Origin of the sequence: Corallococcus exiguus, assembly GCF_009909105.1 — a bacterium.
GTDB classification, from domain to species: domain Bacteria; phylum Myxococcota; class Myxococcia; order Myxococcales; family Myxococcaceae; genus Corallococcus; species Corallococcus exiguus.
Window position 1 is genome coordinate 602,082 of the sequence record NZ_JAAAPK010000005.1, and the last position, 24,492, is coordinate 626,573.

Consider the following 24,492-nt stretch of genomic DNA (forward strand, 5'->3'; position numbering starts at 1 on the left):
CATTGCCCGCCAGGGCAATGCCTGACGGTTCCAGGCCACGGCTAGCCTGGACCGTCATGGGCCGAGCACACGCGGTGGGGCTGTGGCTGTGCGTCCTGGGCGGGCTGGCGGCATGCCCGGAGGTGCACCGCCCGGACGGCAAGCTGGACCGGGCGGCGCACAAGGACGCGCTGGAGCTGATCCAAAAATCCATATGTAGTGAGGAGGATTACAGGCTGCTCTGTCCCGATGACGCTGAGCCGAGCAAGGAGTGCATCACTCGGTGTGGTGGCTCATGACGCGGCCCTGGCACGTTCCCGCGAGCCTGGTGGCCTGCCTCGTGCTCCTGGCTCCCGCGATCTTTGTCCTCCAGCAGGTGCGGGAAGCCAGTGCGACCCCCAGGCCGGAGCCGGCGGAGGGCCTGGTTCCCATGCTGACCTACGACGAGCGGATGCGGCGGGTGACCTATCACCACACCTGCTCGAAGCAGGCCGACTGTGAGGCCCCTCTCGTCTGTTACCGCGACATCCGCTTCCGGCGCTATTGCACGGACAGCGCCTGCACCACCGACAGCCAGTGCCCCGAAGGGCAACGATGCACGAGCCTGCCGGTCCCCAGCGCGGGCGGAATCCTGGTCAGGCTCTGCGCGCTCGTGGGCATTCGCCAGGAGGGGGAGCGCTGCTTGGAGACCGCTTTTGATGCGACCTCCGCATGCAGGGCGGAGTTCGAGTGCGTGGGAAGGGATGGCTACTGCGCTCGTGCCTGCACCCCTGGCCAACCCGGGACGTGTTCGGAGGGATTCTTCTGCGCGGACGTGAAGCCGAAGCCCTCGTGTCTCCCTACGTGTGAGGAGCACGGCTGCCCTCAGGGGGAACGCTGTGTCCCCTTCGCGGAAGGCACCTCCATCTGCGCATCCATCTATGGTCCGAACTGCCTGGATACCCTCTGTCCCGAGGGCCGCAAATGCGAGGTGGTCTCGAACTCGAAGTTCCCGGGCAAGGTCTGGGCTGAATGCATTCAACGTTGCTCCGCCACGAACCCGACGTGCGGCGAAGGACAGGTCTGTGACCGCTACCACTGCATCCAGGCCTGCGACCCGAACGAGCCCAACCCTTGTGACGAGGGCTATCACTGCGACCGGCGGGGCGAGAAGCTCCCGTGGTCCTGTCAGCCAGACACCTGGCGCGGCGGCTGATCAGCACCCGACGCTCTGACTGCCCCAGGGTCGACACCTTCACGGCCCCGGGCGCACGGGATGTGGAGGGCTTGAGTGGGTCCCATCGTGAGGATTCGACATCCTCCAGGACCCCTCTCGATGAAATCTTCACCTGCCTTCCTGCTGGCCCCTCCCCTCCCGACTCAAGAAGCCGAAGACCCGTGGCCCTTCGCCGCGCACGGCTGCGTGCGCAGCCGCGATGACGTCACCCTGGCATCGCTTCCCCGCGCGCACTACCGCTCCGCCCTGGAGATTGGCGGCGCCATCGGCCTGCTCACGGAGAAGCTCCAGGCGCGCTGTGACGCCCTGCTCTCCCTGGAGACCTCCGACTCCGCCCAGGCCCGCGCCATCCACCGCTGCCGCCACCTGTCGCACGTGCGCTTCCAGCGGATGAACGTGCCGGAGCGCTACCCCGAGCAGACCTTCGACCTCACCCTCGTATCCGGGCGCGGCGCATACTGGAGCCTCCCGGAGCTGGCCCTCGCGCAGCAGCGCATCCTGGAGCACCTGGAGCCCGGCGGGCACCTGGTCCTCGTGCACTGGACCGGCCAGACGCGCGACATGCGCGGCAGCGGCCACGAGGTCCACGACTCCTTCCGCCGGCTCACCCCCAGGCGCCTGCGCCATCTGCGCGGCGAGATGGAGGGCACCTGGCGCCTGGACATCTTCGAACGGCTTTGAACGCCCCGGTGAATCCCGTCCCCCACCCGGCCCTGCCTGGCGGTAGAAGGGACGGCATGGAACTGGGAATCACGGGAAAGACGGCGCTCGTCACCGGCAGCAGCCGGGGCATCGGGCGGGCCATCGCCATGGTGCTGTCGCGGGAAGGCGCCCGGGTGTGCGTGTGCGCGCGCAATCCGGAGCCGCTGGAGGTCCTCGCGAAGGAGCTGCGCTCCGAGGGCGCCCAGGTGGCGACGGTGGTCACGGACGTGGCCACGCAGGAGGGCGCGTACCTGGCGGTGGACTCCGCGGTGCGCGCCTTCGGTTCAATGGACATCCTGGTGAACAACGTGGGCGGCAGCGGCGGCGCGGGCGCCTTCGACGCGGCCAGCACCCAGCAGTGGAACGACGTCATCCAGCGCAACCTGATGTCCGCCGTGTGGTGCAGCCAGCGCGCGGTGCCGCTGATGCGCCAGTGCGGCGGCGGCAGCATCGTGCACATCAGCTCCATCTTCGGCCGCGAGTACGCCACCAGCGCGCCCTACAGCGCGGCCAAGGCGGGCCTCATCGCGCTCACCAAGGAGATGGCCGTGGACCTGGCGTCCCACCGCGTCCGCGTCAACGCCGTGGCCCCGGGCTCCATCTTCTTCCCTGGCGGCAGCTGGGACCGGCGCAATCAGCACGACCCGGAGGCGGTGTCCAAGATGGTGCGCGAGCAGATTCCCTGGGGCCGCTTCGGCACGCCCGAGGAGGTGGCGGACGTGGTCGCCTTCCTCTGCTCGGAGCGGGCGAAGTGGGTGACGGGCTCCACCGTCCCCGTGGACGGAGGCCAGGGCCGTGCCTACTGAACCCGGTTGCGGTATGGAGTCCGCGCGAATGAGGCCAACGCATTGCTGAAGCTCTACATGAAGGACGGCGACACCCTCCGTTACTGGGAAGCCTGGGAGCACGAGGGTGTCGTCACGGTGCACTGGGGCACCGTCGGTGATGGAGGCGAGCAGAAGACCGTTCCCGTCCCCCCGGACGAGGACCCCGACATGGTCATCGCCCAAGAGGCCGAATCCCTGGTGGACGCCGGCTACGACGAGCCCGAACCGGACGCCATGGCCGTGCTGCTCGTCGAGTACGCCGTGCAGGGCAAGGGCACCGGCCACGACTTCGAGCAGCGCAGCGCCGTGGAGGAGCTGCTCACGGACGCGCTCGGCTGGACGGGCAACGGCGAGGTGGAGGGCGGCGAGACGGAGGAGGGCGTCATGCGCGTGCACTGCCGCGTGATGGATGCCGACAGCGCCGCGCGCACCGTGGTGGAGGCCCTGGACTCGGAGGACCTGCTCGAAGGGGCCCGCGTGCTGGTGGCGCGAGGCGACGAGAAGCCCCGCGTCGTGCACCCGCCGCTGTTCCCCGTGCTCAAGTCGTAGGCACCTCCGGAGCCTGGGGAGCCTGGGGAGCCTGGCCCCGGGGACCGAAGACGCGGAACAGCAGCACCAGCGACGGCACCACCGTCACCAGGCCCACTCCAAGCGCCACCAGGAGCAGCCGCTGCACCACCGGCTGCGCCGCGGCGCTCTGGAGCGTCAGGTTCGGATAGACGAGGTACGGCGCCTGCGACACCGCCCACCCCAGCACGATGAGCCCGCCCTGCGTGGCCGCCGCCACCCGCGCGGCCCGGAAGCGCCGCGTCCACAGGAGCGCGAACGCCGTCAGCGCCGCCATCGCGGTCCCCACATGCAGTGCCAGCGCGAACGGCGTCTGTAGCAGGCCCGTCCACACCCGGGGCGCGCCCTCGCGCGACAGCAGCAGGGCGGCCAGGGCCAGCGGGAACAGGAGCCCGCCTGTCACCAGCGCCCGGCGCCGGAAGTCCTCCGCCAGCTCCGGCGTCGGCGCTTCATGCGTGAGGTACACGGCCGCCAGGAACGCGAACAGGCCCAGCGTCAGCACGCCCACGGACAGCGCGAAGGGCGACAGCCACGACGCGAAGAAGCCGCTCACCACCGCGTGCCCCTGCATGCGGATGGCGTCGCTGGCCACCGCGCCCACGCACATGCCCAGCAGCAGCGGCGCCACCACGCTCGCCACGCTGAACACCACGCCCCAGCGGCGCTCCACCGCGTCCCCGCGCGTGTCGTAGGCGCGGAAGGTGAACGCCGTGCCCCGGAACACGATGCCCAGCACCAGCAGCGTCAGGGGCACGTGCAGCGCCACGCTCAGCGCCGCGAAGGCGCGCGGGAAACCGCTGAAGAGCAGCACCAGCCCCACGATGAGCCAGACGTGGTTCACCTCCCACACCGGGCCGATGGCGCGGGCGATGAGCGCGCGCTGCTCCGCCTTGCGAGGCCCGCGCGCCAGCAGGTCCCACACCCCGCCGCCGAAGTCCGCCCCGCCCAGGAGCGCGTACAGCACGAACGTACCCGCCACCGCGAACCCCAACGCCGTCGTCTCAATGGGCATGGGACACCTCGCCATCCGCGGGCGCGCCGGGCGTCTTGGACCCGGGCAGCGTGCCCGCCACCTGCCGCCAGAGCACGAAGAGCACCGTCACCCCGAGGAACAGGTACACCGCCGTGAAGGTGAAGAACGGCGCGGCCAGGTGCGGCACCGGCGTCACCGCCTCGCCCGTGCGCATCACGTCCCGGACGATCCACGGTTGCCGGCCCCACTCCGTGACGAGCCACCCCGCCTCCAGCGCCACCAGCCCCAGCGGTCCTGCCCAGAGCCACGCGCGCATCATCGCCTTGCCGTGCGGCCACTCGCGGCCCCGCCACCTGCGCCACAGCGTGGCCAGCGCGAGCAGCGCCATCAGGCTGCCCGTGCCCACCATCACCTGGAAGGCCATGTGGACCTTGGGCACCGGCGGCCAGGTGTCGCGGGGGAACTCCTCCAGCCCCTTCACCACCGCGTCGGGATCCGCGAACGCCAGGATGGAGAGTCCCTTTGGCAGGTCGATGGCGCCCGGCACCGTGCCCGTCTCCACGTCCGGCCATCCGCCTACCTTCAGGGGCGCACCCGCCTCCGTGTGGAAGTGCGCCTCCATCGCGGCCAGCTTCACCGGCTGCTCGCGCGCCACGTGCTTCGCGGACAAATCCCCCACCAGCGGTTGCGCGAGCGCGGTGACGCACGCGAGCGGCAGCGCGATGGACAGCGCCTTCTTGTGGAACCCAGCGCCGGGGTGCTTCAGCAGGATGAAGGCGTGGATGCCCGCCATCGCGAACGCGCTGGCCTGATAGCAGGACAGCAGCACGTGGGCCGTCTGGTACTGCCAGCCGGGGCTGAACATGGCCACCAGCGGCTGCACGTCCGTGGGCCCCGACGGCGTGGGCGTGAAGCCGGACGGGTTGTTCATGAACGTGTTCACCAGCGTGACGAAGAACGCGCTCGCCGCGCCGCTCACCGCCACCATCACGCCGCTGAAGAGGTGCAGGCCCGGCGACACGCGCTCGCGGCCGTACAGGTAGATGCCCAGGAAGATGGCCTCGGTGAAGAAGGCCACGCCCTCCAGGCTGAAGGGCAGGCCAATCACTTCGCCGTAGCGACCCATGAACTCCGGCCACAGCAGGCCCAGCTCGAACGAGAGCACCGTCCCGCTCACCGCGCCCACCGCGAACAGGATGGCGGTGCCCTTGGCCAGCTTCTCGCTGAGCTTCCGGTAGTCCGCGTCCCCCGTGCGCCGGTGCTTCAGGTCGCTCAACACCATCAACACCGGCAACGCCACGCCGGCCGCCGCGAACACGATGTGGAACGCGAGCGAGAGCCCCATCTGCGCGCGCGCATAGAGCAGGTCCGTCATGGACATCAGTTTGCTTTATGCGCGCATTTTGCGCATTCAGGATTTCTTATCTTTGTCCGCAGGCACCTTGGCGATGGCCCGCGAGGGCACCAGGGTCTGGATGGAGTTGCGGGCCACGGCGGTGGCGAGCGAGGTGGCGAAGATCATCACCACCTTGCGGCCCAGCTCCGCGCCCAGCGGCTTGTCCTCGATGCTGGTGGCCACGCGGTCCGGGTGGGCCCAGGCACGCTCCAGGGCCTTGCGGCGCATGCGGCGCACGCGCTCGTCGTGGTGGCGGGCGCGGTAGATGGCGAAGCCCACGCCCAGGCCCACCGCCACCAGGGCGGCTGCGCCCACGGTGATGAGCAGGTCCTTGTTCTGGTTGACGTGGTAGCGCACGTCCGTGGCGCGGGTGCGCCGGCGGTCCAGTTCCTCCAGGGTGAGCAACAGCTCGTCGCGGATGCGGTCCGCGGTCTGCTCCACCTGCTCTCGGTCGCCCATGCGCTTGGTGATGGCATGGTCGACGTGCGCTTCGGTCTCGGGTGCCTGGCTCATTGCAGCGTCTCCCGGGTCATTTGAAGGTCCGTCTTCAAGCGCTCCTGGGTGTGGACCAGCGGCTTCTTGGGGATCCGCTTCGTGCCCAGGAACAGGAGGAGGCCGGCCACGGCCAGCAGCACCGCGCCCACGATGAGCACGCCCACGGCGGCCCCCAGGGGCAGCGCCAGGCCCAGCGCGACGAAAAGCACCGCCAGTGACGTGAGGGCCAGCACGGCTCCGGCGCCCAGGAAGATGCCCGCCAGCTTGGCCGCCTGCAGCTCCTGCTTCAGCTCCTTCTTGGCGTGCATCACCTCCGCCTTCACCAACAGGCGGGTCTCCGACAGCGCGTGCCGGATGAGTTCGGGGGTGGAGAGCGTCTCCAGTTGGCTGCGCTCCAGGCGTTCTGATTCGAGGTCCACGACCGTGCCTCCGACAGGATGACTTCCAGGGCACCACCGCCGAACGCCTGCCTGGCGTCCCGGCTGCCCCGGTCTGTCCCTCAAGGTGGTCAGGAAGGGTGTGTGGGAGAAGTCCCGCCGCACACCCCATTCACGTCCGGCTGCCTGCCTGGTGCCCCCACCCTCCCGGGCGGGCCGGGCGGGGCCGACAGGGTCGGCCGGGGCCAGGCGACTAGCGGCGGCTCTTCTGATGCGCGATGGCCGTGGCCAGCGTCTCGCGCACCTGGCGGGCCCGGAACAGGCGGTCCGCGGTGTCCAGCAGGTTCTCCGCGTACAGCACCTGCTTGCGCAGGCGGGCCGGGATGGCGCGGGTGCCCAGGTGCGCGCCCAGCAGGGCGCCGGTGAGGGCCGCGGCCACGTCCGCTTCGCCGCCACAGCGCAGCGTGAGGACCACGGCCTCGCGGAAGTCGTGCGGCACCTTCAGCGTCGCGTACAGCGACGTGAGCAGCACCGGCACCACGTGGCACGGCAGGCCGTCCACGCCCTTCAGCTCGCTGGGGGGCACGCCCACCTTGCGCAGCTGGTTGAGCGCGCGCTGGGTGTCCCAGGTGAGCAGGCGCGGCAGGTGGCGGATCTCCTCCGCCAGGTTCTTGTCGTGCACGGCGGCGGACAGCGCCAGGGCCTCGCAGAAGGCCGCGGGGGTGAGGGCCTCCTGCTCCATGCCCAGCGCCACGGCCTGCGCGAACGCGGCGGCGGCGGCGGCGCAGACCGGGTCCTTGTGCGTGATGACGGTGAGCACACCCGCGTCGTGCGGCAGACGCGCGCGCTGACCGCTTTCGAAGAGGCCCACCACCAGCGCGCGGCTGAGCACCGACGGGCACCGGGTGCCCAGGGGCGCGCCCGCGCTCATCCACGGCGTGCCGCTCGCAAGGCGCTGCAACGATTCCGACAGGCTGCGCGGCGGCTGGAGGATGATGCCCTCCTGCCACAGCCACGCCAGGTGCAGCGCCGCGCTGCGGCCATCCACCTTGCCCTCGCGGATGACGCTCTCCGCGGCCGCGAGCAGCAGCTGCGTGTCGTCGCTGAACTGGCCCTTGGCGAACTTGCCGCGCGGCCGGGGCGCGAAGTCCTCCGCCAGGCCGGGCAGCCGCGCCAGGCTCGCCGGGGGGATGCCCCTCAGCGGAAAGCCGAGCGCATCCCCGATGGCGAGCCCCAGGAATGCCGCATGAAAACGGTCCTGGCGGTCTGCGGGAGTCAGCGGCATCGGAGGAGCAGAGATTACCCGAGCCTCAGCCAAGGACGAGCACCGAGATGAACGCTGCGATGGTGCGCGACGCGATGGCGGATCGATCATGGGGCCTTGACGTGCACGGAGTGGCTGCGGTGGAGCGCTGGACAAGAAAGGTCCCGCTGGATTGCACCACGCGCGTCGCCACTGTCCGCCTCCTCCGCCGCAACCACGGCGCAACCGGGGGCGCGGTAGCTATCGCATCCCGCTGCGTTTCAGCAAGCAGGCGGGCCTGTTGAAACGCGCGAGCACGCGTGCATGTCCAACTTCGAATGCTGCGCATGGACCGAAAGGGACGCACGGGTGGCCTCGTGCGCGTGCGCTGCCCACGGGCTCAGGTGTTCACCTTGACGTGTGCGACTTCACTTCATCCAAGCGACGCACGAGCGTGGGCGCGCGGATCACGCGTCGTCACGGCCCAGGTTCACCACCGCCATCAGCCGCGCCACCACGGCCTCCGCGCCCTGGTGCAGCCGTGAGCCGTCCCACAGCGCGGGGGACGTGTGGCCGCCGCGCTCGCGCCAGTCCTTCTCCACCTCTTCGTAGGTGAGGTTGCGGAAGCGCACGCGGTCCTCCAGCGCGTGGTCCGTGACGAAGCGGCGCGCGGTGGCGGACGGCGGATCCGCGATGCGGTGGAACAGCTCCAGGACGGGCGACTCGGGCGTGCTCATGGCTTGAGCCGCATCATGCTTCGTCCAAGCCCCGGAACGCGAAAAGGGTGGAGCGCCGGTCCCCACGTCCTTGGGGGATTCGGAGCACCACCCTTCCGGTACCGCACGCGCGCCCAAGGAAGGGGCGCGCGGGTGAGCCCCTTAGCGGGACTCGGAGGCGCTGATGCGCGCGGCCTCGCGGCGCACCGCGGCCTGCTCCAGCGCGTAGCGCGCGTCCGCGGCGTTCAGGTCCTTGAGGCGCGCCTGCGCCTCTTCCATGCGGCGGCGGGCACCCGCGACGTCGATGCCGTTGACGTGCTCGGCGGCGTCCGCCAGCACCAGCACCTTGTCGTTGCTCACCTCCACGAAGCCTCCGGCCACGAAGTAGCGGTCCTGCTTGCCCGCCTCGATGAGGGTGAGCGTGCCCGGCTCCACCAGCGACAGGAACGGCGTGTGGCCGGGACGCACGCCGAACAGGCCCTCTCCGCCCGGCACGATGGCCTCGTCGGCCTGCACGGACAGGATGCGCTTCTCGGGGGTGACGATCTCGACAGTCAGCTTGGCCATGAAGGTCCTCGTGCTACCGCACTACCGCATCAGAAAGTCAGCCGCTGGGTCTTCACGCCCACCGGCTCGAACTCCACCACCCCGGCGTCCGTCAGGCGCGGGCCCCTGCCCGGGATGCCCAGCGTGCCCTCCAGCCACTTGAGGTGGTGGGCCAGCTGCCGCACTTCCGACAGCTGCTTCGTCGTCATCAGCTCCGTCAGCCGCCGCTCCTGGAGCTTCTGCCCCGTGCGGTCGAACTGGGCGGCCACCATCACCCGCGCCCACGCCAGGCTCTGGCCCTTCGCCTTCTTCTTGCCCTTGCTGGGGAGCGGCTTGCCCTTCTCCACCAGCGGGTACACCACCCAGACCTTCTCCCCGTCGTTGGACGCGAAGTAGAGGTCATCCACCGTCCCCACGCACACGTCCGCCGACCAGTGGGGCCCGCTCTCCTTGAGCACCTCCAGCCGGCACTTCCCCACGCCCACGTCCACCGAGCGGACGCTGTAGAGGCCATTCGCGCTCACCCGTGCCCGGCTGCCGCGCTCCTCCGCCAGGGCGGAAGGCGCGGCACCACAGACGAGCAGGGCGAGCGCGACGGTCAGGCGCATGGGAGTCTTACGCCGCCGCCAGCTTGCGGGCCTTCTCCTGAGCCTCTTCGATGGCGCCCACCATGTAGAAGGCGGACTCCGGGAGCTCGTCGTGCTTGCCTTCCGCGATCTCCTTGAAGCTGCGGATGGTGTCCTTCAGCGCCACGTAGCGGCCGTCCAGGCCCGTGAAGACCTTGGCCACGAAGAACGGCTGGGACAGGAAGCGCTGGATCTTGCGGGCGCGCGCCACGGACAGCTTGTCCTCTTCGGAGAGCTCGTCCATGCCGAGGATGGCGATGATGTCCTGGAGCTCCTTGTAACGCTGCAGGATGCCCTGGATGCGGCGGGCCACGGCGTAGTGCTCGGCGCCCAGCACGTCCGCGGACAGGATGCGGCTGGTGGAGTCCAGCGGGTCCACGGCGGGGAAGATGGCGAGCTCCGCGATGGAGCGGTTGAGCACCGTGGTCGCGTCCAGGTGGGCGAACGCGGTGGCGGGGGCCGGGTCCGTCAGGTCGTCCGCGGGCACGTAGATGGCCTGCACGGAGGTGATGGAGCCCTTGGTGGTGGAGGTGATGCGCTCCTGCAGGCCGCCCATCTCCGTGGCGAGCGTGGGCTGGTAACCCACCGCGCTGGGGATGCGGCCCAGGAGGGCGGACACTTCCGAGCCGGCCTGGGTGAAGCGGAAGATGTTGTCCACGAAGAGGAGCACGTCACGGCCCTCCACGTCGCGGAAGTACTCCGCCATGGTCAGCGCGGAGAGGGCCACGCGGGCGCGGGCGCCGGGCGGCTCGTTCATCTGGCCGTACACGAGGACCGCCTGGCTCTTCTCCAGGTTGTCGGTCTGGATGACCTTGGTCTCCTGCATCTCGTGGTACAGGTCGTTGCCTTCGCGGGTGCGCTCACCGACGCCGGCGAACACGGAGAAGCCGCCGCGCTCCACGGCCACGTTGCGGATGAGCTCCTGCAGGAGCACCGTCTTGCCCACGCCGGCGCCGCCGAACAGGCCGATCTTGCCGCCACGGGTGTAGGGGGCGAGCAGGTCAATGACCTTGATGCCGGTCTCGAACATCTGCACGCGCACGTCCTGCTCCGTGAACGGCGGGGGCGCGCGGTGGATGGGCCAGTACTCGGTGGCGTTCACCGGGCCCATTTCGTCCACCGGCTCGCCGGTGACGTTCATGATGCGGCCCAGGGTGGCCTTGCCCACCGGCACCTGGATGGGGGCGCCCGTGCTGCGCACCGGCATGCCACGGCCCAGGCCCTCGGTGGAGTCCATGGCGATGCAGCGCACGGTGTTCTCGCCCAGGTGCTGCGCCACCTCGATGGTGAGGTTGTCCTTCTCCGCGCCCAGGTTGGGGTTGGTCAGCTTGAGGGCGGCGTACACCTCAGGGAGCCCGCCGGGCGGGAACTCCACGTCGACCACGGGGCCGAGAACCTGCGTGATCTTGCCAGTCGTCGGGACTTGAGCGCTCATGGGACTCCTCTGCCTTGTCTCGTGTGGCGAGCGGCCGGGGCGCCGCCGCCCGTCAGGAAATCGAACCCCGAAGAGGGGTGTGGGCGGGCCCCCTTTACCGGGGGGTGCCCGGCAGGGTCAAGCCTCCCGGGTCCGCGCACGTAAGTCCCGCTTAGCGGAGCGGTGTCCCGCACGCCAGTCCCTTGCTGTTTCCCTCTGTCCCGCCTGCCCGGTGGGGGCCTGAGTGGGGGGGCTGAGTGGGGGGCTGAAAATACGAAGGGCCCGTGCTCCGGTCGCTCGTGGGAGCGCGAAGCATCGGGCCCTTGAGTCTGGAGCCGGGGGACGGCCGGACGGGAGGCGGGCTACTTGAGGGCCTCGGCGCCGGAGACGATCTCCATGAGTTCCTTGGTGATGACCGCCTGGCGGGTGCGGTTGTAGAGCAGGGTGTAGCTGGAGATCATGTCCGTGGCGTTGTTGGTGGCGTTCTCCATGGCGCTCATGCGCGCGCCCTGCTCGCTCGCCACGCTCTCCAGCAGCGCCCGGTACAGCTTGATGTTCACCGCCTGGGGCACCAGCCGGTCCAGCACGGCCTGGCGGGACGGCTCGTACTTGAAGTCTACCAGGGCGGGCGCGGCGGCCACGGTCTCCGGGGTGGGCGTGGCGGCGGCCTTCGCCGTGGCGGGCTGCAGGGGCAGCAGCTGCGACACGACCACGTTCTGGGTGATGGCGGAGACGAACTCGTTGTAGACGACGTAGACCGCGTCGACCTCGTCGTTGAGGAAGGCGGCGGACAGCTCTTCCGCGACGTTGGCGGCGGAGCGGTAGTTCAGCGTCGCGTACAGGCCGGCGAAGTCCTTGCGGATGGACTGGCCGCGGTTGCGGAAGAAGTCGTTGCCCTTGCGGCCCACCGTGGAGACGCGCACCTGGAGATTGCTGTTCTCGTACAGGTAGCGGTTGGCGCGGCGGATGACGTTGGAGTTGAAGCCGCCGGCGAGGCCGCGGTCGGACGTGAGGAGCAGCAGCTCCACGCGGCGGATGGGGCGGGTGGCGAGCAGCGGGTGCGCCAGTTCCTGGTCGGCGGAGCGCACGGCCAGCTCGGAGATGATCTGCTCCAGCGTCTGCGCGTACGGGCGGGCGGCGAGGATGGCGTCCTGCGCCTTCCGGAGCTTCGCGGCGGAGACCATCTTCATGGCCTTGGTGATCTGCCGCGTGTTCTTCACCGAGCGGATGCGCTTGCGGATGTCGCGAAGGGACGCCATGGACCGGAAACTCCTCTGAGACGTGCGGCGCGCGCCCCGTGACAGCCCGGGCTGGCCATGAGGGACGGCGGGCCCCCTATATAGGCGGGGCGGGGGCCGGTCAACGGCGGGGTGCCCGGACGTAGCCCCCCTGCCGGCCTCCAAAGCCCGCCGCCACAGCCGTCCGGAGGCCGGGCGGGCGTGACCAGTTCCCGGCAGAGGGTCGCGAGTGGTGCTTTCCGACCGGGGGGCGCCGGAAGAGAATGGCCCCTTCCGACTGTTCCGCGGGGTCCATGAAGGCTGGCGGCACGACCAGGGTGTGGGTACGCAGGGGCCTGGGGCTGCTCGGGCTGGCCCTGGCCGTCCTGCTGGGTCTGTCCCACTTCGTGCGCCTGCGCTACCAGGGCCGCATCGTGCCGCTGGCGGTCGCGCCGGAGGCCCCCGTGGCCCTGGTGTTCGGGGCGGGGCTGGCGCCGGGCGCGGTGCCCTCTCCGGTGCTGGCGCAGCGGCTGGACGCGGCCATCGCGCTCTGGCGGCAGGGCAAGGTGCGGTCGCTGCTGGTGAGCGGGGACAACTCCGCGCCCTTCCACAACGAGACGCGGGCCATGCGGCGCTACCTGCTGGAGCACGGGGTGCCAGAGGACGCGGTGGTGGGGGACGAGGCGGGGCTGTCCACCTACGACAGCTGCTTGCGGGCGCACTCGGTGTTCGGCGCGAACCGGGCGGTGCTCGTCACGCAGCGCTTCCACCTGTCGCGGGCGCTCTTCATCGCCAACTCGGTGGGCATCGACGCGTGGGGCGTGGCGGCGGACGAGGGACGGGCGACTCCCTGGCGCTACACGGTGCGCGAGACGCTCTCCCGGGTGCTGGCGCTGGGGATGGTGCTGCTGGAGGTGAAGCCCGGCAGCACTGACGGCCAGCCGCCGACGGCTCCCCGCTGACGGGGGCCGGGCCCGCCAGGCAGGCGGGCGGCGTCCATTGCCGCTCGCGTCCGGGGGGCCCATTTTCGTGGGGACACGGAAGCTTTTCTCAACCGTCCCTGTCGAGGAGACCCCATGAAGTTCAACAAGCTCGGAGACGAGGATGTGGGCGAGTCCACCTCGCTGCGCCACCGGAACCCGGACACCGGAGAGGATGAGATCAACATCACGGACCAGGACCTGGCGCTGTCGCCCCCCATGGAGGAGGAGGCGGACGCGCGGGACATCCTGCCGGATCAGATCCAGCGCTTCGGCCGGGGGGATGAGGAGGAAGAGGAGCGCGAGCTGACCGCGCAGCCCGACGAACCCGGCCCGCGCGCCCAGTCGCCAGACCTGCTGCCCGAGGGGTAGCCGGGTCCAGCAGGCGGGTGCGGCGTAAAAACAGGGCGCGTCCCGGACATGGGACGCGCCCCTTGTTTTCAGGCGGGGCCTCCGAGGGAGGCCCCGTGCGGCTCAGGACCGACGGCGCGAGGACTTCTTCGCGGCGGCCTTGCCCGTAGCCTTCTTGGCGGCCCCGCGCGTGGATGCGCCCTTCTTGGCGGCGGCCCCCTTCTCCGGGGCAGCCCCCTTCTTCGCGGCGGCCTTCTTCGCGGTAGCGCCCTTCTTCGGGACAGCACCCTTCTTCACGGCGCCCTTCTTCGCGGTGGCGCCCTTCTTCGGGATAGCACCCTTCTTCACGGCGCCCTTCTTCGCGGCAGCCTTGCCCGTGGCCTTCTTCGCGGTGGCAGCCTTCTTCGCGGCGGCCTTCTTCGCGGTGGCGCCCTTCTTCCCGGCCCCACGCGCGGGCGCGGCCTTCTTCGCGGTGGCCTTGCCCGTGGCCTTCTTCGCGGCCCCACGTGCAGGCGCGGCCTTCTTCGCGGCGGCCTTCTTGCCAACCGCCTTGCGCGCTCCCGCCCTGGTGGAGACGGCTTCGGTCGGCGCCTCCGCCTCGGCGGCTTCGGCCTTCTTCGTGGCGGCCTTGCCCGTGGACTTCTTCGCGAGGGCGGACGGCGTCTCGGTGACAGCCTTCTCGCGGCGGGCCTTCTTCACGGCGGGGCGCTTGGGCTCGGGCTCCTCGAACAGCTCCTCCTGTTCGGCGGGCTCGGCCTCCTCCTCACCGGTGTCCTCGGCCAGTTCCGCCTCCAGCTCCTCCTCGCTGGACACCTCGGCCTCCTCGTCGGCGGACTCCGCGGCTTCGAGCTCCTCCTCCTCGTCCTCGCCCGCGTCACGGGCCAGGGCGGCCAGGGCGCTCGAGTAGTCGCCGCCACGGCCAGCGGGAGCCTCCTCGTCCTCCTCCGCCTGCGCGGCCGCACCGGACAGCGCGCCCTGGAGCACGGCGTTCATGGCGCGCGCGAAGGTCCGCTCCCCGAAGCTCTCCACCTCTTCCACGGGCGGAATCAGCACCTCGAGCATGTCCTTGAGCGCGCGGTACAGCCGCATCTCCTTCTTCTCTCCGTCCCAGGTGCCGAAGACCCAGGTGTCCCCGTCCAGCGCGTCCACCCAGCCGGGCAGCGGCCCACCGCCATCCCCCTGCTCCTCCATCGCGGACTTGCGCGCGACGAACAGGTGCCGGTGCGCCCCCTTCAGCCCGAAGCGCCACACGCCCGCGGCCGGCAGACCCACCACCATCAGGCGGGTCTTCTCCAGGACGCTGGGCTCCCCCTCGTCGCCACGCAACGGGAACAGCCGCACCTCACCCTGGAACTCACCGCCGTTGAGCGCCTGGTACAGGTCCGACAGGTCCTCGGGGAACGGGACGCCGCACTCCGTCTCCGCGCGGCGGACCTCCTCCACCTGCACACCCACCGAGGTCGCCTTCGCCGACTTGCGCAGTGCCTCCAACCACTCGTGCATGACCCCTCCACGACATCGACAGCCACCAGGGCTCGCACCTTACGGCGCCTTGGGCCCTCGTGAGCAGTGTGCATGTCGGGTTTCGTCCACCCGACGTCCTGTAGACATACCTGGACAACCTGACACGCCCGCCCCTCCATCCCTCCCGGCCGCCTGCCCCGGGTCCAGGCAACCCGGATGGAAGCCCGTCCCCCCGGGCGTTAGGAAGGGCGCCATGGCGCATCCCGTAAGCATCGAGGCGACGACCGAGACCTTCGACTCGCTCGTCATGGAGCCCCGCGACGAGCTGGTGGTGGTGGACTTCTGGGGCCCCGGCTGCCCGAACTGCGACATCTACGCCGCCGCCGAACCGGAGCTCCTCAAGGAGCTGGACGGCGCCCCCATGCGCGTCGTCAAGGTCAACGCCTACGAGCACGAGGCCCTGGCCACCCGCTTCGGCCTGTACGGCATCCCCACCTTCCTGCTGTTCCGCAACGGGAAGCTGCTGGGGAAGATGAGCCAGTACTACGGCAAGCCGTACTTCCTGGGCGTCATCCGGGACCACCTGCCCGGCGGCGCCAAGGCCCAGGCCTGAGCCCTCAGTCCCGGTAGCCGCGCGCCTGCAGCCGGAACAGGTGCGCGTATCGCCCGTCCAGCGCCATCAGCTCGTCGTGGCTGCCCAGCTCCTGCACCGTGCCGTTGTGGAGCACGGCGATTTGATCCGCCATGCGCACCGTGGAGAAGCGGTGCGAAATCACGATGGCGATGCGGTCCGCGGCCAGCGCCTGGAAGCGCTCGAAGAGGGCGTGCTCGGCCTCCGCGTCGATGCTGGCCGTGGGCTCGTCCAGGATGAGCACCTCCGCGTCGTCACGCATGAACGCGCGCGACACCGCCAGCTTCTGCCACTGGCCGCTGGACAGCTCCTGGCCCTTCTCGAACCAGCCCCCCAGCATCGTGTCGTACTGGGACGGCAGCGTCGCGATGACGGAGCTCGCCCCGCCCTGCTCCGCCGCCCGTTCGATGGCGGGCCGGTCCTCCAGCGCGGGCACGTGTCCCAGGCCGATGTTCTCCGACACGCTGAACTGGTAGCGCACGAAGTCCTGGAACACCGCCCCGAAGCGGCCGCGCAGGTCGTCCGCGCCCATCTGGGCCGTGTCCACGCCGCCGTAGAGAATCTGGCCTTCGGTCGGCTCGTACATGCGCAGGAGCAGCTTCACCAACGTGCTCTTCCCCGCGCCGTTCTCCCCCACCAGCGCCAGCTTCTGGCCGGGCTTGAGCGTGAGGTTCACGTTGCGCAGCGCCCACGCGTCCTTGCCCGCATAGCGGAAGGACACGTCGCGCAGCTCGATGGCGTTGCTCCTCCCGCGCGGCGGTGAGACGGCGGGCAGGAGCCTCGGCGCGTTCTCCAACGTGGGGATGTCCAGGTAGGCGAAGAGGTTGCTCATGAAGAGCGCGTCCTCGTACATGGAGCCCACGCTGGTGAGGATGCCCTGGAACGCGGCCTGCCCCTGCCGGAACACGGCCAGGTACAGCACCATGTCACCCACGGAGATGCCGCCATCCGCCGCGCGGCTCGCCACGAAGAGGTAGCAGCCGTAGAAGGCCGCCAGCGACAAGAGGCCCAGGCCCAGGCCCCACACCATGCGCTTGCGCGCGAGCGCCCGGTCCTCCGCGAAGAACTTCTGGAACAGGTCGCGGTAGCGGCCCAGCACCAGCGGCCCCAACCCGAAGAGCTTCACCTCCTTCACGGTGCTGTCGCGCGTGAGGATCCACTCCAGGTAGTTGAGCTTGCGGCCCTCCGGCGCGCGCCACGAGTACAGCCGGAAGCCCTCCGCCGCCAGCCGCGCCTCCGCGATGAACGCGGGGATGGACGCGGCGAGCAGCACCACCACGCTCCACGGCGACAGCGCCACGAGCAGCACCGCGTAGGTGGACAGGGTGATGACGTTGCGCACGATGCTGAACGCCTGCATCACCAGCGACAGCGGGCGCGCGTTCGCCTCCCGCCGCGCGTTCTGCATCTTGTCGTAGGTGTCCGAGTCCTCGAAGTGCTTGAGCTCCAGGTCCAGCGCCTTCTGGAGGATGCGCTCGTTGAGCAGGTTGCCCAGGTGCGCGCGCAGGAGGTCCTTGGTGAGCGTGAGCCCCCGCTCCACCACCGCGGAGGCCACCATCAGCGCGAACTCCGTGGCCACCAGCCCCACCACGCGCGAGTTCGCCGCCACGTCGCCCTTCGCCGCGGCCACCACCGTGTCGACGATGAGCTTGCCCACCCACGCGATGCCCGCCGGCAACACCGCCGCCACCAGCGTGAGCACGCCCAGCACCACCGCGCCCCGGGGGCTCGCCCGCCAGAAGAGGTGGAAGGTGCCGGGCAGCTGCTTGAAGAGGACGCCCGCGTTCTTCAGACGGGCCCGGAGCGATGGCGGTGTCGACGGCGTGGGAGGTGGCAAGGTGCCGCCCCTCATAACGCCTCGACGCCCGCCGCGCTGGACTTCCCTGCTTTCAGGAAGCCGGTGCGCCCCCGCCGTCCGGCAGGGCGGCGGGCGGGGCGGCGTGCCGCGAGATGAGCACGTCGCAGAGTGAATGCCGCAGCACGCCCTCGGTCAACGTGGTGGGCGGATTCGCGGAGGACATGCCCAGCGTGAGCAGGTCCGAGTCGCGATCCCGGGCCTCCGCGAGGATGCACTCGCACGGGTCTCCGAAGCGCAGGCGGATCTCCAGCGCCCGGCCGGTCTCCCGGTACGGCGCCAGGAAGCGCCCGAGCGCCCTTCGCGCCGCGTCCTCGCGCTCCTGCAGCAGCCCCAGCTGCCGCGTCAAGGGGACATCCTCACGGCGCAGGGCCTCCTCCTCCTCGCGCAGGTCCACCACGTGCAGCACCTCGATGGGGGTCGAGACCGGACACAGGCGCATCGTCAGCTCCAGCGCGCGGCGGGACTCCCGTGAGAAGTTCACCGCGACGAGGGGTCGGTGGTAGACGCGGCCCGGGTGCGGCATCACCACCAGCACGGACGCGTCCACCTCCCGCACCAGCCGCATCACCATCGCGTCGTCCGGCAGCGGCTTCGCCGGTTGGGGCAGGTGCGGCCGGCCCACCACCAGCACCTCCACGCCCTGGTCCTTCGCCAGCTCCGCCGCCTCGTGCGGCGCGTCACCGGTGCGCAGCTCCTCGCGCACGTCCACGTCCGGCCGCTGCCGCAGCCGCTTCGCCGCGGACGTCACCGACCGGCGCAGGCACTGCTCTCCGTCCACCGTCCCATCCGGGCCGGAGTGGCCATCCAACCGCGGGCTCACGTGCAGCACGCTGAAGGCCGCTCCGTGCGCGAGCGGAAGGCGCAGCGCACGGGCGAGCGCGAACTCGGACTGCAGGGAGAAGTCCAACCCCACCGCCACCCGCCGCAGCCCCCGCTGAGCGCGGAGGACGCCGTCGGGCAGCAGCGGCAGACTCCTTCGGGAAGACACGTTTGGCCTCATCTCGACTCCCTTCCACCTCACCGCTGGAACGCACCGCGCGGAAGGGCTGACCGCCTACGCGGGCCCTCATGGACATACATTCAGACCCGTCGGCGGATGTGCCACCCGTCTTTTGCGGGGACGCTGGGTCCGCAGCCTGGCGGCGGAGCACGCGAGCGGCCTGGCCCGGCGGGACGCTCCGGCGAGGGCAGGCGGACAGGCCTTCCATCCTCTGGACGCCGTCCTGTTTCTGTAACGTTTTCAGGGCGCCCCACCGCTTCGTTCAAGGACTCCAGGGCAGGCATGCGTTCAGGGCCGCCATTTCAACGGTTTGAGACGTTCACCGCAGGACCTTGGGGCATGGGGGTGTTTTCAGAGGCTCGGCCAGCCCTTTGCAAAGACCTCTGACCGGCTTCTCACGAGGCCATGGGCGGCGGGTCGGACGGCAGGTCGCAAGGGAGCGGGAACATGCGCGGGGTCATCACCGGACGTGAGGTGGTTTCCAACCTGGGACTCATCTACCGGGAGTTCGGGACAGCCTGTGTGTTGCGCTGCCTCTGGGTGATGCTCAGCGGGAAGTCCACCACCTTCCTGGAGGTGGCGTGTCCCTGCGAGAAGATGCGGCAGTGAGCACGCGCCGCTGAAGACAGCTCGGGCCGCGGGAAGCATCAGCTTCCGCGGCCCGAACGGTTTCAACGGCGGTGTGGGGTGTGTCGCTAGCGCTGATACGGATCCGCGTCACCGCGACGCACTTCCTCGCGCTCGTCGACCTTGTCCTTGATGGCGTGCTTCACGTCCTCGACCACGCCCTTGACCTTGCCCTTGAGCGTGTCCGCCTTGCCTTCGGCTTCCAGCGAACGGTCGCCCGTCGCCACGCCCACGGTTTCCTTCACCTTGCCCTTGGCCTTGTCAGTCCACTCGCCCATGGCGTCCTCCTGACGTCGGTGTGTGAATCGTTGTGGAGGACAACGTGCGCACGTCATGGGCGGGCGGCAGGTGACGGTGGCTCGTCCGCACGGTCGCCCTGCTCGGGCCGCGACAGGTCGGAATGTCAGGCAATGGACAGTGTACGGCGCGAGCTGAAACGACACGCGCCCTGCCCTGCCTACCCGTTGCGTCCCTGTTATTCGCGGAGACCCGGGAGTCTGGCTCGCAAGACGAAGACGTTGCATTGACGCATCCGCACTTCGCCCGCAGGCTTGAGCCGTTCAACCGGATCCGTCACCTGATGACACAGCCATCCCCCCCTTCGACCCAGGCGCTGCTCTTCAAGCTGCTCTTGCTGCGCACGCTGGTCGTCACGGTGGCGGTGGCGCCGGCCATCTACGTCGACATGCAGCTGCTGGACGTGGACGCGAGCCACACGGGGTTCGTGCTGGGCGTCGTCACGCCCATCGTCATTGGCGGGCTGGCGCTGGTGGTGCCCATTGGAGCGGTGGGCGCGCTGTTGCGGTACGCGGTGGAGGCGAAGGCGAGCCCCGCGGAGCGGCTGGGACGGCTGTTGCGGCTGCCAGGCGTGCTCACGTTCGTGGAGGCACAGTCGGGCTGGTTCCTGGGCGGCATCTTCTTCAACGGCGCCATTGGTCTGGCGCTGGACCGGCCGCCGCGCGTCATCCTGGTGGGCGTGGCGGTGGCGATGAGCGCGGGGCTCTTCAGCGCGCCCATCATGTACATGCTCTACGAGAAGGCGCTGGCGGCGGTGACGCTGGAGGCGTTCCGCCGCGCGCCGCACGAGCGCCCCGCGGGAGAAGGGCTGTTCCTGCCCCGGCAGAGCTGGTTCCTGCCGGCCATCGTCGTGTCCGCGCTGTTGATTACGTGCATCACGAGCATCGCCACGTTGCAGCTGCGGCTGGAGAAGAACCTGTCGTCGCTGGCGGACGACCTGGAGCTGTCGGGCGAGTACCGGGGCGCGGCGCGGGTGCGCTCGCGCATCCAGCCGTTGCAGCGCGACCTGACGTTGCCGGTGGCGTTCCTGGGCGGGTTCGCGGCGCTGGGGGCCATCTTCACGGCGGCGTGGGCGGCGCGCCGGCTGGCGCAGGGCGCGAGGGCGGTGGGGGCGTCGCTGGACGCGCTGGTGGAGGGCCGCGCGGCGCCGCCGCAGTGGGTGTCCACGGATGAGCTGGGCGACCTGTCCGCGCGCACGTGGCTGCTCTATGAGCAGTTGCAGGAGCTGCCCCGGGCGCTGAGCTCGTCCGCGGGGCACCTGGCGAAGGCGGGCACGCGGCTGACGGAGGCGAGCGACCAGCAGAACCGCACGCTGTCGCGGCAGGCGTCGGCCATCCACCAGGCGCGCACGACGGCGCAGGAGATCCAGCAGATGTCGAAGCTGGCGGCGAGCCGCGCGGGGAGCGTCCTGCAGGTGGCGGAGCGCGCCGCGGCGATGGGCAAGCTGGGCGAGGAGTCGCTGGCGGGCACGGTGCAGGGGCTCGACGACATCCGCGGCCTGACGCACGGGCTGAACCAGCAGGTGGTGGACCTGGGCACGCGCGCCCGCGAGGTGGGCCGGGTGTCGGAGGTGGTGAAGTCGCTGGCGGACCAGTCACACATGCTGGCCATCAACGCGGCCATCGAGGCGAGCCGCGCGGGCGAGCAGGGCCGGGGCTTCGCGGTGGTGGCGCGGCAGATGCGAGAGCTGGCGGACCAGTCCATCAAGGCGACGGGCCAGGTGCGCGGGTTGCTGGAAGGCATGGAGACCGCGACGGGCGAGGCGGTCGTGACCGCGGACAAGAGCTCCGCGGGCGTGGAGGCGGCGCTGGTGCCACTGCGCAAGAGCGGCGAGCGGCTGCGGGAGCTCATCAAGCTGACGCACGAGTCCGCGTCCGCGGTGCGGCAGATTGCGGAAGCCGTGGCGCAGCAGCACGCGGGCGTGGATCAGCTGTTCGGTGCGGTGAGTGAGATGGATGAGCTGATGGCCGCGACGCTGCGTCAGCTGGGGACCACGCAGGAAGCGGCGACGGCGGTGGCCCAGGCGACGGGGCAGGTGTCGGAGCTGGCGGAGCGGTACGTTTCGTAGTCTGGCATTCCGTCTGCCATTGCATTAGCCTCTCTACCGGTCGAAAAACGGCGGACCGGTTCGGTGAGCCCCGGTCACTTCCATGGTGGAAGCACTTGTCCGTCTCCTTCGGGATTCAGGACCCACGGCCCTTCGAAGGCATTCGTGTGCCTTCGCGAGGTCCACCATGAAGCTGAATCACCTTGATCTGCAGGTCCCCGACGTCCAGGCCACCGCCCGCTTCTTCATGCGCTACTGCGGCTTCACGTCGCACGCGAAGAACCATGACTCGCCCGCCATCGCCATGCTCGGCGGGACGGATGGCTTCGTGCTCATCCTCCAGCGCCGCAAGCGCGACTCCGACGTCTTCCCCGAGGACTTCCACGTCGGCTTCCTCCAGGACTCCGAAGCCCCCGTGCTCGCCTTCCATGAGCGCGCGAAGGCCGACGGCCTGGAGGTGTCCGACGTCATCCGCAACAACCGGGGCACCCTCGTCTACTGCCGCGCACCGGGCGGCCTCCTCGTGGAGGTGAGCTGCCGCCCCTGAAAAGGGTCAGCCGGTGCTCTGAAGCGTGAGCTCTTCCCGGGACTTGGACCTCCACTCCCGGGAGTGCCAGTCGAGCTGCTGGGGACGCGGCAGCTTCCATTCGAGCTGACGCACCTGGGGAAGCTCGACGGGCCTCGGCCGCGTGGCCATCCCCTTCCCGCTCACGATGCGGATCAGGCGCGTCAACTGGTCCCGGTCGAGACGGATGCGCCCGTAATGGGAGAGCTGAATGGCCTCCAGCTCCGCCGCATCGATGCGGGAGCCATGGTGGGCAACGTAACGCGCGAGCCGGGGTCCCAGTGCGTAGTGGAGCTTCCGCGCCGTGAGCAGGGACCGGACCACACAGAGGCCCGCGTAGGGGTTCTCCTCCAGGTTGATGTCGAGCACCTGCTCACGGACCGCGCGGAAGAAGGGTTCTCCGTAGACCCGCCGCGCACGACCCTTCCGGGTGTCCAGCTCCGCGGCCACGGCCTCCACGTTGAGGAACGTCGTCCGGGGCAGGTGCGCGAAGTCCCCGCCGTGCACCAGCTTCTGCTGGAAGGCCCAGGTGGATTCCAGGGTCCAGATGTCCACGGGGAGTTTCCGCACCTGGAGATGCAGCCCTCCAAACCGGTTGACCCGGACCAACTCCCGGGAGAACGCGGCTCGCAGCGCGGACCCCGTCGCGCCCGCCACGACCAGGTCCACATCCCGGGGCGCCGCCGTCGCCGATACAGCCAGCAGGTCCCGCAACGTGCCGCCGAAGACGAAGACCTGCCAGTCATGCTCCCGGAAGACGTCCAGGAGCGTCCGCATCGCACCGTGCCAGGGATGCGGCACACGGGTGACGAAGTCGCTCAGACGCTTGCGCAGGACCCGCCGCGGGTCGTGGAGGATGGCGCTATCCGTGGGTGAGCTGCGCATGGAGGCTGCAAGCAAAGGTGTCTGTCATTCCACAGACGTAGTCGGTCACCAACTGGATGCGATGGTACAGCGGAGGAAGGCTCGAGTTCTCGCAGGCGGACTCGAACGCGGTCCGGTAGTTCCTCGACAGCAGGTTGTAGACCTTGCCTTCAGGGCTCTTGTTGAACTTCTTCCAGTCCTTGCCCGCCGTGTCCACGGGGACCGGACACCCCTGAGCCCCCTCCCAGAAGATGTCCATCAACCCATGGATGACCCGGCGACCCAGGGTCTCCAGCCGGAGCGTCTCCGGGGCGTTGTAGACGCGCTCACGCCCGAAGCGCTTGCACACCTCGATGAGCCGGGACGCCCCACTGGCACCGATGAGGTCTCCCTGTTCCAGCGCCTCTCCCTGCATGAGCCGCGCGTAATGCCGCTGGAAGGCCGCGAGGATTTCCCGCTTGGCGTGACCAATGACCATCGTCCGGAAGTGCTGCGCGAGGGCCTCGTCCCGAGCCCGCCCTTCCAGCGGCGTGTCCGCCTTCTCGATGTAGTCATGGACGCTCTTGAGGACGGTCTTCGCCATGCCCGAGTCGTCGTGCTTCTCCAGGAAGGCTTCGACCTCCGGCCAGCTCACGAGGCCCTTCTTGACCCCGTCCTCGATGTCCACGGTCGCGTAGACCATGTCGTCACAGGCCTCGACGAGGTACGCGATGGGGTTGCGCGCGGTCCCGGTTCCGGTGAGCGACCGGACCCTGTCCACAAGGCGCTGCTCCGAGGCGAAATAGCCGGGCTTCTTCCTGTCGGCGGGACCGGTGTCGGACGTCTCATCCGAGGCCGCCGTGTATTTCATCGCGGCCGACAGCGTGCCCACCGTCAGGTTCAGCCCGTAGGAATCCGCGAGCAGTTGAAGGCGCGACACGATGCGCAGCGTCTGGGCGTTTCCCTCGAACCGCAAGAAATCACTCCGGAGCTGGCCGGCACGCACGGTGGCGGTCTCCGCCTCATGAAGAAGCCCCTGCCCCTCCGCTCCGAAGTGCGTCCGGAACCAGCTGCCAATGGCTTCTTCGCCCGCATGGCCGAACGGAGGATTTCCCAGGTCGTGAATGAGGCCGCACGTCGCCGCGATGGCCTCGATGTCGAGCACCTGCTGGCTGGAATCGAGGTGGCCCTCGCGCAGCATCCAGCGGGCCGCGCCACGCGCGAGTCCCCGGGCCAGCGTCGAGACCTCCAGGGAATGCGTCAGGCGCGTCCGGACCGCGTCGTTCGGCTCCAGCGGAAACACCTGGGTCTTGTCCTTGAGGCGCCGGACCGGAGTGGAGAAGACGGTCCGGTCATAGTCCCGATCGAACTCGGACCGGCCATCGTCCTCCAGCGAAGCAGAGGCCCGTCCGCCCTCGGCCTCGCGGATCCGCGTGTCACACAGCAAGCGCTTCCAATCCAACGCCATGGTGTCCCCCCATTTCGACGACGCCGCCGAACCTAGCGGGGAGGTCTGACATGAGAGGACCCGGCGC

Annotated in this window: 26 protein-coding genes; 10 read left to right on the top strand and 16 right to left on the bottom strand. The window is 69.9% G+C overall.

Features of this window, described 5'->3' with window-relative positions:
• Positions 1-274 precede the first annotated feature (274 nt).
• The 4 genes from GTZ93_RS22655 to GTZ93_RS22670 all read left to right on the top strand — a co-directional run bounded on the left by GTZ93_RS22655 (position 275) and on the right by GTZ93_RS22670 (position 3,273).
• Positions 275-1,174: a hypothetical protein gene (locus GTZ93_RS22655; RefSeq protein WP_161662979.1), complete on the top strand. Its 900-nt coding sequence runs from the start codon at positions 275-277 to the stop codon at positions 1,172-1,174.
• Between the two features lie 120 nt (positions 1,175-1,294).
• Positions 1,295-1,876 carry an SAM-dependent methyltransferase gene (locus tag GTZ93_RS22660; protein ID WP_139917645.1) on the top strand — a complete coding sequence of 194 codons (582 nt, stop codon included), beginning with the start codon at positions 1,295-1,297 and terminating at the stop codon, positions 1,874-1,876.
• Between the two features lie 56 nt (positions 1,877-1,932).
• Positions 1,933-2,703 carry an SDR family NAD(P)-dependent oxidoreductase gene (locus tag GTZ93_RS22665; protein WP_139917647.1) on the top strand — a complete coding sequence of 257 codons (771 nt, stop codon included), beginning with the start codon at positions 1,933-1,935 and terminating at the stop codon, positions 2,701-2,703.
• Positions 2,704-2,745: 42 nt separating this feature from the next.
• Positions 2,746-3,273, top strand: coding sequence for a hypothetical protein (locus tag GTZ93_RS22670; protein WP_169820748.1), 528 nt, complete (start codon positions 2,746-2,748; stop codon positions 3,271-3,273).
• Here the strand turns inward: GTZ93_RS22670 and GTZ93_RS22675 are convergent.
• From GTZ93_RS22675 to atpG, 10 genes are all read right to left on the bottom strand, one after another.
• Positions 3,263-4,303 carry a cytochrome d ubiquinol oxidase subunit II gene (locus GTZ93_RS22675; RefSeq protein WP_139917649.1) on the bottom strand — a complete coding sequence of 347 codons (1,041 nt, stop codon included), beginning with the start codon at positions 4,301-4,303 and terminating at the stop codon, positions 3,263-3,265. The two genes, GTZ93_RS22670 and GTZ93_RS22675, sit on opposite strands and share 11 nt — an antisense overlap.
• Positions 4,293-5,639, bottom strand: a complete 1,347-nt coding sequence (locus GTZ93_RS22680; protein ID WP_276528794.1) for a cytochrome ubiquinol oxidase subunit I — start codon at positions 5,637-5,639, stop codon at positions 4,293-4,295. The genes GTZ93_RS22675 and GTZ93_RS22680 overlap by 11 nt, the downstream gene beginning before the upstream one ends.
• A gap of 36 nt (positions 5,640-5,675) precedes the next feature.
• The gene (locus tag GTZ93_RS22685; protein WP_139917653.1) at positions 5,676-6,173 is read right to left on the bottom strand and encodes a hypothetical protein; all 498 of its coding nucleotides are present in this window, start codon (positions 6,171-6,173) and stop codon (positions 5,676-5,678) included.
• Positions 6,170-6,574: a phage holin family protein gene (locus GTZ93_RS22690; protein ID WP_120574800.1), complete on the bottom strand. Its 405-nt coding sequence runs from the start codon at positions 6,572-6,574 to the stop codon at positions 6,170-6,172. The genes GTZ93_RS22685 and GTZ93_RS22690 overlap by 4 nt, the downstream gene beginning before the upstream one ends.
• 211 nt (positions 6,575-6,785) lie before the next feature.
• Positions 6,786-7,817, bottom strand: coding sequence for an ADP-ribosylglycohydrolase family protein (locus GTZ93_RS22695; protein ID WP_120574799.1), 1,032 nt, complete (start codon positions 7,815-7,817; stop codon positions 6,786-6,788).
• A 425-nt stretch (positions 7,818-8,242) separates the two neighbouring features.
• Complete coding sequence (locus GTZ93_RS22700) at positions 8,243-8,512, bottom strand: hypothetical protein (RefSeq protein WP_120574798.1); 270 nt, start codon at positions 8,510-8,512, stop codon at positions 8,243-8,245.
• Positions 8,513-8,653: 141 nt separating this feature from the next.
• Complete coding sequence (locus tag GTZ93_RS22705; protein WP_120560927.1) at positions 8,654-9,058, bottom strand: F0F1 ATP synthase subunit epsilon; 405 nt, start codon at positions 9,056-9,058, stop codon at positions 8,654-8,656.
• A 29-nt stretch (positions 9,059-9,087) separates the two neighbouring features.
• Entirely contained in the window at positions 9,088-9,645 is a 558-nt protein-coding gene (locus tag GTZ93_RS22710) for a hypothetical protein (protein ID WP_126934398.1), read from the bottom strand.
• 7 nt (positions 9,646-9,652) lie between these two features.
• Positions 9,653-11,098 (bottom strand): F0F1 ATP synthase subunit beta, encoded by a 1,446-nt coding sequence (gene atpD / locus GTZ93_RS22715; RefSeq protein ID WP_139923687.1) that lies wholly within the window; start codon positions 11,096-11,098, stop codon positions 9,653-9,655.
• 341 nt (positions 11,099-11,439) lie between these two features.
• On the bottom strand, positions 11,440-12,336 hold the full coding sequence (gene atpG / locus GTZ93_RS22720; protein WP_139923897.1) for an ATP synthase F1 subunit gamma: 897 nt from the start codon (positions 12,334-12,336) through the stop codon (positions 11,440-11,442).
• Positions 12,337-12,608: 272 nt separating this feature from the next.
• Here atpG and GTZ93_RS22725 point away from each other — a divergent pair, with 272 nt between their 5' ends.
• Both GTZ93_RS22725 and GTZ93_RS22730 read left to right on the top strand, forming a co-directional pair.
• Complete coding sequence (locus GTZ93_RS22725; RefSeq protein ID WP_169822710.1) at positions 12,609-13,256, top strand: SanA/YdcF family protein; 648 nt, start codon at positions 12,609-12,611, stop codon at positions 13,254-13,256.
• A 114-nt stretch (positions 13,257-13,370) separates the two neighbouring features.
• Complete coding sequence (locus GTZ93_RS22730) at positions 13,371-13,646, top strand: hypothetical protein (protein ID WP_120577195.1); 276 nt, start codon at positions 13,371-13,373, stop codon at positions 13,644-13,646.
• Positions 13,647-13,748: 102 nt separating this feature from the next.
• Here the strand turns inward: GTZ93_RS22730 and GTZ93_RS22735 are convergent, their stop codons facing one another.
• On the bottom strand, positions 13,749-15,128 hold the full coding sequence (locus GTZ93_RS22735) for an SMI1/KNR4 family protein (RefSeq protein ID WP_161662980.1): 1,380 nt from the start codon (positions 15,126-15,128) through the stop codon (positions 13,749-13,751).
• Positions 15,129-15,342: 214 nt separating this feature from the next.
• Here GTZ93_RS22735 and GTZ93_RS22740 point away from each other — a divergent pair, with 214 nt between their 5' ends.
• On the top strand, positions 15,343-15,702 hold the full coding sequence (locus GTZ93_RS22740; RefSeq protein ID WP_120599536.1) for a thioredoxin family protein: 360 nt from the start codon (positions 15,343-15,345) through the stop codon (positions 15,700-15,702).
• A 4-nt stretch (positions 15,703-15,706) separates the two neighbouring features.
• On the opposite strand, the gene GTZ93_RS22745 is transcribed toward GTZ93_RS22740, so the two are convergent.
• Together GTZ93_RS22745 and GTZ93_RS22750 are read right to left on the bottom strand one after the other, a co-directional pair.
• Positions 15,707-17,572 carry an ABC transporter ATP-binding protein gene (locus tag GTZ93_RS22745; RefSeq protein ID WP_139919795.1) on the bottom strand — a complete coding sequence of 622 codons (1,866 nt, stop codon included), beginning with the start codon at positions 17,570-17,572 and terminating at the stop codon, positions 15,707-15,709.
• A gap of 37 nt (positions 17,573-17,609) precedes the next feature.
• Positions 17,610-18,566 (bottom strand): universal stress protein, encoded by a 957-nt coding sequence (locus tag GTZ93_RS22750; protein WP_257979303.1) that lies wholly within the window; start codon positions 18,564-18,566, stop codon positions 17,610-17,612.
• A 459-nt stretch (positions 18,567-19,025) separates the two neighbouring features.
• Between GTZ93_RS22750 and GTZ93_RS42180 the strand changes: the two genes are divergently transcribed.
• Positions 19,026-19,187: a hypothetical protein gene (locus GTZ93_RS42180; protein ID WP_167548270.1), complete on the top strand. Its 162-nt coding sequence runs from the start codon at positions 19,026-19,028 to the stop codon at positions 19,185-19,187.
• An 86-nt stretch (positions 19,188-19,273) separates the two neighbouring features.
• On the opposite strand, the gene GTZ93_RS22755 is transcribed toward GTZ93_RS42180, so the two are convergent.
• Positions 19,274-19,483 (bottom strand): CsbD family protein, encoded by a 210-nt coding sequence (locus GTZ93_RS22755; RefSeq protein WP_120599533.1) that lies wholly within the window; start codon positions 19,481-19,483, stop codon positions 19,274-19,276.
• A gap of 302 nt (positions 19,484-19,785) precedes the next feature.
• Between GTZ93_RS22755 and GTZ93_RS22760 the strand changes: the two genes are divergently transcribed.
• Both GTZ93_RS22760 and GTZ93_RS22765 read left to right on the top strand, forming a co-directional pair.
• Entirely contained in the window at positions 19,786-21,570 is a 1,785-nt protein-coding gene (locus GTZ93_RS22760; RefSeq protein WP_139919797.1) for a methyl-accepting chemotaxis protein, read from the top strand.
• Between the two features lie 166 nt (positions 21,571-21,736).
• Positions 21,737-22,096, top strand: a complete 360-nt coding sequence (locus GTZ93_RS22765; protein ID WP_139919798.1) for a VOC family protein — start codon at positions 21,737-21,739, stop codon at positions 22,094-22,096.
• 6 nt (positions 22,097-22,102) lie between these two features.
• Here GTZ93_RS22765 and GTZ93_RS22770 read toward each other — a convergent pair whose 3' ends face one another.
• Complete coding sequence (locus tag GTZ93_RS22770) at positions 22,103-22,999, bottom strand: hypothetical protein (protein WP_139919799.1); 897 nt, start codon at positions 22,997-22,999, stop codon at positions 22,103-22,105.
• On the bottom strand, positions 22,977-24,425 hold the full coding sequence (dgt, locus tag GTZ93_RS22775) for a dGTP triphosphohydrolase (RefSeq protein WP_139919800.1): 1,449 nt from the start codon (positions 24,423-24,425) through the stop codon (positions 22,977-22,979). The genes GTZ93_RS22770 and dgt overlap by 23 nt, the downstream gene beginning before the upstream one ends.
• Positions 24,426-24,492 lie beyond the last annotated feature (67 nt).

Excerpts from the sequence above, each read along its gene's own strand:
- GTZ93_RS22655 (WP_161662979.1), top strand. The coding sequence starts at position 275 with ATGACGCGGCCCTGGCACGTTCCCGCGAGCCTGGTGGCCTGCCTCGTG.
- GTZ93_RS22660 (WP_139917645.1), top strand. The coding sequence starts at position 1,295 with ATGAAATCTTCACCTGCCTTCCTGCTGGCCCCTCCCCTCCCGACTCAA.
- GTZ93_RS22665 (WP_139917647.1), top strand. The coding sequence starts at position 1,933 with ATGGAACTGGGAATCACGGGAAAGACGGCGCTCGTCACCGGCAGCAGC.
- GTZ93_RS22675 (WP_139917649.1), bottom strand. The coding sequence starts at position 4,303 with ATGCCCATTGAGACGACGGCGTTGGGGTTCGCGGTGGCGGGTACGTTC.
- GTZ93_RS22680 (WP_276528794.1), bottom strand. The coding sequence starts at position 5,639 with ATGACGGACCTGCTCTATGCGCGCGCGCAGATGGGGCTCTCGCTCGCG.
- GTZ93_RS22685 (WP_139917653.1), bottom strand. The coding sequence starts at position 6,173 with ATGAGCCAGGCACCCGAGACCGAAGCGCACGTCGACCATGCCATCACC.
- GTZ93_RS22695 (WP_120574799.1), bottom strand. The coding sequence starts at position 7,817 with ATGCCGCTGACTCCCGCAGACCGCCAGGACCGTTTTCATGCGGCATTC.
- GTZ93_RS22700 (WP_120574798.1), bottom strand. The coding sequence starts at position 8,512 with ATGAGCACGCCCGAGTCGCCCGTCCTGGAGCTGTTCCACCGCATCGCG.
- GTZ93_RS22705 (WP_120560927.1), bottom strand. The coding sequence starts at position 9,058 with ATGGCCAAGCTGACTGTCGAGATCGTCACCCCCGAGAAGCGCATCCTG.
- GTZ93_RS22710 (WP_126934398.1), bottom strand. The coding sequence starts at position 9,645 with ATGCGCCTGACCGTCGCGCTCGCCCTGCTCGTCTGTGGTGCCGCGCCT.
- atpD (WP_139923687.1), bottom strand. The coding sequence starts at position 11,098 with ATGAGCGCTCAAGTCCCGACGACTGGCAAGATCACGCAGGTTCTCGGC.
- atpG (WP_139923897.1), bottom strand. The coding sequence starts at position 12,336 with ATGGCGTCCCTTCGCGACATCCGCAAGCGCATCCGCTCGGTGAAGAAC.
- GTZ93_RS22725 (WP_169822710.1), top strand. The coding sequence starts at position 12,609 with ATGAAGGCTGGCGGCACGACCAGGGTGTGGGTACGCAGGGGCCTGGGG.
- GTZ93_RS22730 (WP_120577195.1), top strand. The coding sequence starts at position 13,371 with ATGAAGTTCAACAAGCTCGGAGACGAGGATGTGGGCGAGTCCACCTCG.
- GTZ93_RS22735 (WP_161662980.1), bottom strand. The coding sequence starts at position 15,128 with ATGCACGAGTGGTTGGAGGCACTGCGCAAGTCGGCGAAGGCGACCTCG.
- GTZ93_RS22740 (WP_120599536.1), top strand. The coding sequence starts at position 15,343 with ATGGCGCATCCCGTAAGCATCGAGGCGACGACCGAGACCTTCGACTCG.
- GTZ93_RS22745 (WP_139919795.1), bottom strand. The coding sequence starts at position 17,572 with ATGAGGGGCGGCACCTTGCCACCTCCCACGCCGTCGACACCGCCATCG.
- GTZ93_RS42180 (WP_167548270.1), top strand. The coding sequence starts at position 19,026 with ATGCGCGGGGTCATCACCGGACGTGAGGTGGTTTCCAACCTGGGACTC.
- GTZ93_RS22755 (WP_120599533.1), bottom strand. The coding sequence starts at position 19,483 with ATGGGCGAGTGGACTGACAAGGCCAAGGGCAAGGTGAAGGAAACCGTG.
- GTZ93_RS22760 (WP_139919797.1), top strand. The coding sequence starts at position 19,786 with ATGACACAGCCATCCCCCCCTTCGACCCAGGCGCTGCTCTTCAAGCTG.
- GTZ93_RS22765 (WP_139919798.1), top strand. The coding sequence starts at position 21,737 with ATGAAGCTGAATCACCTTGATCTGCAGGTCCCCGACGTCCAGGCCACC.
- GTZ93_RS22770 (WP_139919799.1), bottom strand. The coding sequence starts at position 22,999 with ATGCGCAGCTCACCCACGGATAGCGCCATCCTCCACGACCCGCGGCGG.
- dgt (WP_139919800.1), bottom strand. The coding sequence starts at position 24,425 with ATGGCGTTGGATTGGAAGCGCTTGCTGTGTGACACGCGGATCCGCGAG.